Genomic DNA, 7,824 nt, shown 5'->3' with positions numbered 1-7,824 from the left:
ATGGATCGTTACCTGACGCAGGGCGCTCGAAGCATTCCCCGGCTGGTCGCTTTCGACCCTGAGGGTAACGCGTGTTTCGGATGGGGGCCGGCGCCGGCCGAGCTTCGCGCTGCACGTGCGACGTGGGTGGCGGAAGGGGTAGCTGGGGCCGAGATCTCGCGACGCAAACTCGACTGGTACGTGGCGCGGGGAGGGGAACAGGTCGATACAGAACTGGCGAATCGGATCATGGCTAGGATCTGCTCGGCCGCCGTCGTATGAAGAACCTGCGCACGCGCCGCGAGGAGCGCGCATTCTTACGAGCGCCGTGTGTATTTTGTCGACCCGATTTCCTGTGAACGATTATAGGCTCGACGAGCTTTGCCCGTACAAGATGACGCCTGCCGACGAAACCTGGACCCGCACCCACGAACTTGCCCTCGTTTATCTGGCGCTTGCCTATGGCACGGACCACGCGCTGGTGGATGAAGAGATGGAAACCATCGTCGAGACGATCCAGGGTTGGGATCGGACACTGTCGAAAGCCGGCGCACAGGAGCTCGTCCTCGAAGCCCTTGCCGTCTATCTGCAAGAAAACGCCACCGTGGAAGTAACGCGGACCATTCGTGCGCTGAAATCGACCCTGTCGGAAGACGAACGCCGGCATGCGCTGGAAGACATCGTCCGAATCGCCGAGGCGGATGGGGTGTTACTGAGCAGCGAATCGAGCCTCATCGCCACGCTGGCGGACATCTGGGGGCTGCGCGAGACGGGCGCTCGCCTCCTGGCGCAGACGACGGCGACCGTTGTGGATGAGCCCGCGTGGAGCCTCCTCCACGACATGGCGCTCATCTGCATCGTCCTCGCCCACAGCACGGACAACAACCTCAGCCTGCACGAAATCGGCGCCATTCTGGAACGGCTCGGGGCCTGGCAACCGGACCTCTCGAAGGAGGCGTTGCACGAGGTGTTCCGCGGCGCTCTTCAAGCCTATAGCACTCAGCCGGATCGAGAGGTGCTCACGGCGTCGACCCGGAGCATCCGCGAGGCCCTACCGCCCATCCAGCGGATCGCGTTTCTAGATGACCTTCTCCACGTCGCCCGCGCCGACGGCCACGTCAATCAGAACGAGGAGGCGATGTTACACGCGCTTTCGAAGGGGTGGAGCGTGGACATCCGCCTCACCGACACGCGAGTCGGAGCAGACTAACCCGGAGACCGCTCAATCCCCGCCTGGTTATCGACCCGTGTCCTCGCCATCGAGCGAATCGAGCATTTTTAGGTAACTCAGGTACCGGGAGGGATGGATCTGCTCCGTGTCCGCCGCGTCGCGAACGGCGCAGGAGGGCTCGTGGTCGTGCGTGCAGTTCGGAAAATGGCAGTCGTCCAGATACGGTTCAAATTCGGGAAAATAGTGGCAGAGGTCGTCGGGCTCGATGTCATACAGGCCATATTCCCGTATACCCGGGGTATCCACCACATAACCGCCGCCGGGCAGGGGGTGGAGGGAGGGGAAGGTAGTGGTGTGTTTACCTTTGTTCGTTCGGTCGCTCACGGCACCGGTCACCAGCTGCAAACCGGGCGATAAAGCGTTCAGGAGCGTTGACTTGCCGGCGCCCGAAGGCCCCGTCATCACCGTGGTCTTTCCCGTCAATTCGGACCGCAACGCGTCCAGCCCGTCGCCTGTCACGGCGCTGGTTCGCAGCACCGTGTACCCGATCGACGTGTAGATCTCCGAAAACGTCGCCAGGCTCTCCTCATCCCCAGGCTCCATCAAGTCGATTTTATTCAGCACGATGCCGGCTACGAGGTGGTTGTATTCGGCCATGACGAGGAAACGGTCCACAAACCCCGCATTGGGCATCGGCCGGCGCACGGCCTGGATCACCCAGGCTGCATCGAGATTGGCCGCCAGCACGTGTTCGATGCCAATTCGCCGCCCCGCCGCCCGCCGGCTGAGCCGGTTGCGGCGCGGGTGAATAACGGAAATCGAACCCGTGTTGTCGCGATTGAGCTGCATCGAAACACGATCGCCTACGGCCAGGGGGTTCGTTGCGGCCTTGTTCGCCAGCCTGAACTTACCCGGTATGCGCGCTGGAATGATCGTACCGTCCACCCGGACATCATGCCAGCTGCCGGTGCTGCGAACGACGATGCCCTCGACGATTTCGCTTTCAAGCCCTTGTGAAGTATTTCGCGGTTCAGCTTCCATACCTCGTACCGGCTTCCTCCAGGCGTGCCACTGAAACCTGTAGCCCCCGGTTCACGTCTACGATGAACATACTACCACCCCGACCCGGAAGGGTGCGCGCAGTTGATGACTCGGGGAATGATGCGTTGAGTGTTACTGGAGTGGAGCAACCCAAAACAGCGAAACGATGAGCAAACATAAAGAAGCCTATAACGAAGCGCGCAGCGCTTTCGACGGTCTGAAGATTGAAGAACAGGCCATATTTCTCGTAGAATCGGCTCTTAGCATGCTGGCGCAGGGCATCGAGCAGGTGGGCGCCATGATGGCGCGTCAGTTCAACGACGAGGGCGATACCACCGAAGGAACGGCGGCTACCCCTCCTCGTACCACGAAAAAGGCCGCCGGCACGAAGGCTACAAAGCCGGCGACGGTGCGCAAACCGCGCCCCACACGTACGAAACCTGACACCACGGCGTGACTACCGGCATGGATGACGAGCGCAACCACGGGCCGATCATTCAATTTAGCGACTTGAACCTTCTCGGGAAAGCGGTCTTTCTCGGGGGGTTTTTTACGCGCGTCGCGACGCAATTCGTCGACACCGCCATTCAGGCAACGGCCGACGTGGTCATCGAAGCCCAAAAAGCGTTCAAACAGGGGCTAGACCCTAATATCGAGGACGCACGCATCATCGAAGAAACGAGCGTCCACCAAGAAAAACGCACCGAACGTCCCGACGATCGATAGCCCCCCGTAAAGACGCAATACCTTGCGTCTTTAATACCCCGTCTCCCTCGCGCCCCATCCAGGCGGATGAAACGTGTGATCCGCCCTTTCCACCGCCGGTCACGGCGTCTCCGGCTGATCCAGGTACACGGCGCCATTTCCGCTAGAGGCCGGCGCGACCTTGCGGTCTTTCTCGGGCACAGCAAAAAACACCTCGGGCTTTGCCATCGCGCCCTTCTGGAGTACTTCTTCGAGCACTTCTTCCATACGCTTGATGTAGACGATTTTTAGCCCCTTGAGCACAACGGGTTCGATCTCGTCGATGTCCTTTCGATTTTTTTCCGGCAAGAGCACTTTCTTGATGCCGGCCCGTTTGGCTGCCAGCACCTTCTCCTTGATCCCGCCGACCGGCAACACAAGACCGCGAAGCGTGATCTCGCCCGTCATGGCCACCGAATGCTTTATGCGACGCTGGGTATAGATGGACACCAGAGCCGATACCAGCGTCACGCCGGCGGATGGACCGTCTTTAGGAATCGATCCGGCGGGGATGTGGACGTGTACGTCCCAGTACCGAAAGGCGTCAAACGGAATTCCGAGGGTGGTGGCCTGGGCCTTGACATAGGAATGCGCCGCCTGGGCGGATTCCTTCATGACATCGCCGAGCTGACCGGTCAGGATCAGCCGGCCCGAGCCCCGCGAGGCTGAGGCTTCGATAAACAGGATATCGCCGCCGACCGGCGTCCAGGCCAGCCCGGTCGCCACGCCGGGCACCTCCGTGCGCTCGGCCACGTCCGAAAAGTACTTCCGGGCGCCGAGGTACTCTTTGATGTCGGGCTCGCTGATGGACGCTCGGGCCAGGTCGCCAGTCGCCACCTGACGCGCGACACCACGTGCGATCCCTCCAATCTCCCGTTCAAGCTGGCGTACTCCCGATTCGCGCGTATATCCGTCGATCAACTCGGAAATAGCCTTGTCGTTGATCGAGAACTGGCTGCTCTTCAAGCCGTTCTGTTCGATCTGCCTCGGAACGAGGTAGCCCTTGGCGATGGCGAGTTTCTCCTGCTGGGTGTACCCCGTGAGTTCGATCAACTCCATGCGATCCCGCAGAGGGGCGGGAATCCGCTCCAGATAGTTCGCCGTCGCGATAAACAGCGTCCGGCTGAGGTCGTAATCCAGCTCCAGGTAGTGGTCGTTAAAGGTGTTGTTCTGCTCGGGGTCCAACACCTCGAGCAATGCGCTGGAGGGGTCTCCGCGGAAATCGGCGCCGAGCTTATCCACCTCGTCGAGCATGATGACCGGGTTCGAGGTGCCGGCGCGTTTCATGGCCTTGATGATGCGCCCGGGCAACGCCCCGACATACGTCCGTCGATGCCCCCGGATTTCCGCCTCGTCACGTACGCCGCCCAGGCTCATCCGGACGAACTCGCGGCCAAGCGCGCGGGCAATACTTTTCCCGAGACTGGTTTTGCCTACGCCGGGCGGACCATAAAAGCACAGAATCGGCGCCTTCATGTCGCCCTTCAGCTTTAGCACGGCCAGGTATTCAAGTATACGCTTTTTCACCTTCGGCAGGCCGTAGTGGTCTTCGTTCAGAATGACCTCGGCCCGCTTGATGTTCAGGTCGTCTTCCGAATACTCGAGCCACGGAAGGTCAAGGATCCAGTCTACGTAGTTGCGCGACACCGCATAGTCCGGCGAGGCCGGATTCGTGCGCGCCAGCTTTTCGAGCTCCTTGTTGAGCACCTCTCGAACAGCTTCGGGCAGTTTTTTCTTCAGGCCCCGCTCGCGCAGGTCGGACACTTCCGCCTCGCCGCCTTCCGATTCTCCAAGCTCCTCCTGGATCGTCTTGATCTGCTGCCGAAGCAGGTATTCGCGCTGCTGTTTATCGACATCCGTTTTAACCTTCGAGCGGATTTCCTCCGATAGCTGAAGGACTTGCAGCTCCCGGTTCAGGTGGAGCATTACCAGTTCGGCGCGTTTGACGAGGGAGATGGTCTCGAGGAGCTGTTGCTTCTCCTTGACGTCGATCTGGAGGTTGGATGCGATGAAGTGGATGAGGAACGTTGGCGAATCGATGTTCTGGATGGCTAGAGCCGCCTCGCTGGGAAGGTTCGGAGACAGGTTTACAATCTGGATGGCGAGCTCCTTCAGCGACCGGATTCGCGCGTCGAGCTCGATGTCGTCCGAGTCATGGTCTTCCTCAACCGCCTCCACGCCGGCGCGGAAATACGGTTCGGTCTGCAGATACTGCTTCGTTTTAAACCGCCGCTTCCCCTGGATGACGATCGACTTCGAACCATCCGGCATCTTGATCAATTTGAGGATGGCCGCGGCCGTGCCGTAGGCAAACAGGTCGTCTGGCTCCGGGTCCTCCACGTCGCTACGTTTCTGCGCCACCACGCCGATAAGTGCATCGTCGCCAAAGGCATCCTTGACCAGCCGCAGCGACGCGTCGCGACCCACCGTGATTGGCAGCACTACGCCGGGAAAAAGCACCGTGTTGCGGAGCGCAAGGATAGGAAGCGACTCGGGCAACTCGAACGAGTTCATCGCCTTCTCCTCGTCCGCCGTCGGGAGGGGTATCGTCTGTTCGGTATCGTCTTCAAGCATCAGCTGCAGCATGGCATCAAACATAATCCTCCTCTGGTGCTCCCGACCACGGGTATGGTTGCCAGTGGTGGCCTGGTGGGGGTCTGACAAAATGTACGTGGGTGGGAGCTATGAACGTACGCGATCGGTGGACCAAAAACCAGGCCAACCGAAGGGTACTGCCATTCTGTCTGCGACGCCGCCGTTATCCCAGTTCGTTTATGATCCGCTGGAGCTGGTCGAGCTGAAAGGGCTTGCCCACGATAGCATCGATCGTGTCGTCCGGATCGCCGATATCGGTGTCGCCGGTGAGCAGTACAACCGGCATCTTCGGAAAGCGATCCTTGATGCGGCGGGCGAGTTGCCGGCCGTTCATGCCGGCCATCCCGTGGTCTGTGATCACGACATCCACCGGGTGCTGATCCAGGAAAGAGAGGGCCTCGTCGCCGGATCCGGCTACCTCGATGGCGTGGCCCTTGAGCCGCATGAGATTACGGAGCATGTTGCGCACCGCCGGCTCGTCGTCCACGGCGAGGATGCGGAAGAGCTTGTTCGTGAACGCCGGCGCCGGAGCGGTCTCCCGCTGCGCACGCTCCTTCGCCGGTTTAAACACGATCGTAAATGTCGTCCCCTCGCCCAGCACGGTGTCTACCGAGATCGTCGCGTGGTGATTTTCGATGATGCTGTACGAGATAGCCAGTCCGATCCCGGTGCCCTGTTTGCCTTTCGTAGTGAACAGCGGCTCAAAGATGCGCCGCTTCACCTGCTCTGTCATACCGTGACCGGTGTCCGAGACCCGCGCGATGACACCCTGTTTACGGTCGAAACGCGTATGAAACTCGAGTAAACCGCCGATAGGCATGGCCTGGACGGCGTTCATGATGAGGTTGACGAATACCTCGCGCAACTCTACGGTCGAGCCTTCGATCATGGGCACTTCGTCCAGATCGAACCGGGTATCGATCGTGATGCCATGCCGGCGGGGCTCGTTGTGCCAGTAGGGGCGCGTCATCGACACACACTCCTGGATCAACGTTCGCAGATCGATATGCTCCGTCTGCGTGACGGTCTCGTTCCGGATGTAGCTGTTGGTGCTTTTGGTGATCACGGCGCCATCGTTCGCGGCGCGCTGAATGGTCTTGAGTGTCTCGTATAACTCAGGCCTGTCCACGGGCATCTGACCGGATTGCTCGAGCACCTCGAAATTCCCCTGGATCGCCGTCAGCACATTGTTAAATTCGTGGACGAGTCCGAGCGTCATCCGCCCGATATTTTCCATGCGATGCCGGCGGGTTTGGCTCAGTATGAACGTACCCGGTTCGGCCAGCACCTCGCCCGTGACGGTGATGGCGAGCACCTTTGCATCCGGCTGCCCTTCGGCCATCACCGGGATAAAATGGAGCAGCACCGGCACCGGCTGATCCCGGCTGGTCATCTGGACAAAAAAGACCTGGTTCGTCACCAGGTTGCCGGCGGCGGCTTCCGACAGCGAGCCGCGCGCGAGCGCCCTGTCGTCGGAGGTCAACGGTCCCCATGCTTCACTGGCATCCCCAAACAGCGAGAGCCAGGCGGGATTTCGAGATCGCACGACGGCGTCTCGCGAGAAGGTGGCGACCAACAACTCCGTGGCCAGAGGGAATGCAGATTCGGCGGATTGAGACATGACAGGCGAATTGCGATTGGGGAGAACATCCTACCCTCGATTCTGGTTGATGACCAGACGAATCGAAGGAGATGTGGTGGAAGACGCGGCCCGTAGAGGCGCCCTGTGAATGGCGCGGATGAAACGACGACACCAGCTGCGTTCAGCACGTTCGACGGCACGACAAAGCGCAAACCGAGCACGGACCGGAGGTGCAATGAGGCATCCGTGCAAGTCTCCAGTCACACCAGCAATTTGAGGCATTGTTTCAGTATGTGGCACGACAATATTCTGGGCACGGTTGGCAATACGCCGCTGGTAAAATTGAACCGCGTCGCGCAGGGCGTGCCCTGCACCGTACTCGCCAAGCTCGAGTACTTCAACCCTGGAGCATCGGTCAAGGACCGGATCGGCATTGCCATGGTCGAGCGGGCCGAACAGGAGGGACGCCTCAAGCCCGGTGGGACCATCATCGAAGGGACCAGCGGCAATACGGGCGCCGGCCTGGCCCTCGTCGCCATCGCCCGGGGCTACCGGTGTATCTTCACGACAACGGACAAGCAGAGCCAGGAGAAAATCGACGTGTTACAGGCCCTCGACGCCGAAGTTATCGTGTGTCCGACCAATGTCGAGCCCGACGATCCGCGCTCGTATTACTCGGTTGCCCGCCGGCTCGCGAAGGAGATTCCTAACT

Annotated in this window: 8 protein-coding genes; 5 read left to right on the top strand and 3 right to left on the bottom strand. The window is 60.4% G+C overall.

Annotated elements, in window-relative coordinates; genetic code table 11:
• Together SH809_17900 and SH809_17895 are read left to right on the top strand one after the other, a co-directional pair.
• Positions 1-261 (top strand): thioredoxin family protein (locus SH809_17900; protein ID MDZ4701590.1); only part of this gene is annotated, 261 nt, incomplete at its 5' end.
• Positions 262-334: 73 nt separating this feature from the next.
• The gene (locus SH809_17895) at positions 335-1,189 is read left to right on the top strand and encodes a TerB family tellurite resistance protein (protein MDZ4701589.1); all 855 of its coding nucleotides are present in this window, start codon (positions 335-337) and stop codon (positions 1,187-1,189) included.
• 27 nt (positions 1,190-1,216) lie between these two features.
• Here the strand turns inward: SH809_17895 and rsgA are convergent, their stop codons facing one another.
• Positions 1,217-2,191, bottom strand: a complete 975-nt coding sequence (gene rsgA / locus SH809_17890) for a ribosome small subunit-dependent GTPase A (GenBank protein MDZ4701588.1) — start codon at positions 2,189-2,191, stop codon at positions 1,217-1,219.
• A gap of 166 nt (positions 2,192-2,357) precedes the next feature.
• On the opposite strand from rsgA, the gene SH809_17885 reads away from it, so the two are divergent.
• Together SH809_17885 and SH809_17880 are read left to right on the top strand one after the other, a co-directional pair.
• On the top strand, positions 2,358-2,648 hold the full coding sequence (locus tag SH809_17885) for a hypothetical protein (protein MDZ4701587.1): 291 nt from the start codon (positions 2,358-2,360) through the stop codon (positions 2,646-2,648).
• 8 nt (positions 2,649-2,656) lie between these two features.
• On the top strand, positions 2,657-2,917 hold the full coding sequence (locus SH809_17880; GenBank protein ID MDZ4701586.1) for a hypothetical protein: 261 nt from the start codon (positions 2,657-2,659) through the stop codon (positions 2,915-2,917).
• A 99-nt stretch (positions 2,918-3,016) separates the two neighbouring features.
• On the opposite strand, the gene lon is transcribed toward SH809_17880, so the two are convergent.
• On the bottom strand, positions 3,017-5,521 hold the full coding sequence (gene lon, locus SH809_17875) for an endopeptidase La (protein ID MDZ4701585.1): 2,505 nt from the start codon (positions 5,519-5,521) through the stop codon (positions 3,017-3,019).
• Positions 5,522-5,693: 172 nt separating this feature from the next.
• Positions 5,694-7,151 (bottom strand): response regulator, encoded by a 1,458-nt coding sequence (locus SH809_17870; protein MDZ4701584.1) that lies wholly within the window; start codon positions 7,149-7,151, stop codon positions 5,694-5,696.
• A gap of 252 nt (positions 7,152-7,403) precedes the next feature.
• Here SH809_17870 and SH809_17865 point away from each other — a divergent pair.
• Positions 7,404-7,824: pyridoxal-phosphate dependent enzyme (locus SH809_17865; GenBank protein ID MDZ4701583.1), on the top strand; the 421-nt coding region annotated here is incomplete at its 3' end.

It is taken from the genome of Rhodothermales bacterium, from assembly GCA_034439735.1.
Classification (GTDB): domain Bacteria; phylum Bacteroidota; class Rhodothermia; order Rhodothermales; family JAHQVL01; genus JAWKNW01.
The sequence above is the reverse complement of the archived record's forward strand: the minus strand, read 5'-3'. Positions and strand labels throughout refer to the sequence as shown.

What these genes read in the sequence shown, in the direction of transcription:
- SH809_17885 (MDZ4701587.1), top strand. Translation starts at nt 2,358, where the DNA reads ATGAGCAAACATAAAGAAGCCTATAACGAAGCGCGCAGCGCTTTCGAC.
- SH809_17880 (MDZ4701586.1), top strand. Translation starts at nt 2,657, where the DNA reads ATGGATGACGAGCGCAACCACGGGCCGATCATTCAATTTAGCGACTTG.
- rsgA (MDZ4701588.1), bottom strand. Translation starts at nt 2,191, where the DNA reads ATGGAAGCTGAACCGCGAAATACTTCACAAGGGCTTGAAAGCGAAATC.
- SH809_17870 (MDZ4701584.1), bottom strand. Translation starts at nt 7,151, where the DNA reads ATGTCTCAATCCGCCGAATCTGCATTCCCTCTGGCCACGGAGTTGTTG.
- lon (MDZ4701585.1), bottom strand. Translation starts at nt 5,521, where the DNA reads ATGCTGCAGCTGATGCTTGAAGACGATACCGAACAGACGATACCCCTC.